This is a genomic window from Ruminococcus sp. YE71 (assembly GCF_900119155.1).
Lineage (GTDB): Bacteria > Bacillota > Clostridia > Oscillospirales > Ruminococcaceae > YE71.
The window spans coordinates 3,296-4,798 of record NZ_FPIR01000041.1 but is presented as its reverse complement, the minus strand read 5'-3'; the positions used below and the strand labels follow the sequence as shown (position 1 = coordinate 4,798).

1 protein-coding gene is annotated in these 1,503 nt (G+C 54.5%); it reads left to right on the top strand.

Annotated elements, in window-relative coordinates:
- On the top strand, positions 1–1,503 hold a 1,503-nt coding region (locus tag BT142_RS19355), incomplete at both ends, for a SpaA isopeptide-forming pilin-related protein (RefSeq protein ID WP_278277584.1).

Below are 1,503 nucleotides of genomic sequence, written 5' to 3'. Positions count from 1 at the left end.
CCTTCGTTACTGGACTGGCTGAGGGCAGCTACACGCTGACCGAGACCATCGCACCTGATGGCTATGTCATCAATGAGAGCACCTTCGACTTCACCGTAACCAACGGCGAAGTTAGCAAGTCTGAGATCGAGGTCATCGACGAGGCTGTTAAGCTCTCCGTCAACAAGACCGACCTCACTGGCAAAACCGAGGTTCAGAACGCTGTTCTGACCATCACAAACTCCAGCCTGACCGCTGAACAGTGGGCTGAGATTGCTTCGGCTAACGCTGGTGTTAAGCTCACAGCAAACGGCGACGGCATCACCTGGACTTCCGGCGACAAGTCGGTTGAGATCAAGTACTTATTAAATGGTACCTACACACTCACCGAGACCCAGGGCGACAAGGCGATCACCGACGCGGACGGCAACAAGTACGACGTGCTTGCATCCGAGGTAACGTTCGTTGTGGATAACACCAAGGCTGACGTTATCAAGGTAACAGGCGCAAAGGCTGATTTTGCGACCGACGCAACCGAGGGCTACGCAGTCTTCGACGGCGACACTCTCACCATCTGCGACGCGCTTCGCAAGTTCGGCACCGTAAGCGTAAGCAAGACCGAGATGGCAGGCGGCGACGAGATCGAGGGCGCGACGCTGAAGATCGAGACCACCGCAGACACATCCAACGTCGTTCTCACTCGCGACGGAAAGAACCTCACCGAGGGCTCCGATTACACCGTCGAGACCAAGAACGGCAAAACAACCATCACATTCACAACAGGCACGACCAAGACCTTTGTAACAGGACTGGCTGAGGGCTCTTACACCTTGACCGAGACCATTGCACCCGATGGATATGTCATCAACGAGAGCACCTTTGATTTCACAGTCAACAGCAAGGGCGAGGTTAGCAAGTCTGAGATCGAGGTCATTGACGAGGCTGTTAAGCTCTCCGTCAACAAGACCGACCTCACGGGCAAAACCGAGGTTCAGAACGCGGTTCTGACCATCACAAACGCATCCCTTACTGAAAGCCAGTGGGCTGAGATTGCTTCGGCTAACGCAGGCGTCAAGCTCACCGCAAACGGCGACGGTATCACTTGGACTTCTGGCGACAAGTCGGTTGAAATTAAGTATCTGCTCAACGGCACTTACACACTGACCGAGACCCAGGGCGACAAGGCTATCACCGACGCTGACGGCAACAAGTATGACGTGCTCGCATCCGAAGTAACATTCGTTGTGGATAACACCAAGGACGACGTTATCAAGGTAACAGGCGCGAAGGACAAGTTTGCAAGCGATGCGACCGAGGGTTACACCGTATTCGACGGCGAGACTCTCACCATTTGCGACGCACTCCGCAAGTTCGGCACCGTAAGCGTTAGCAAGACCGAAATGGCAGGTGGCGACGAGATCGAGGGCGCGAAGCTCAAGATCGAGACAACTGCCGACACTTCCTGCCTCGTTCTCATGAGAGGAACATCCGTTCTTATCAAGGACGTTGACTACACAGTCAAGA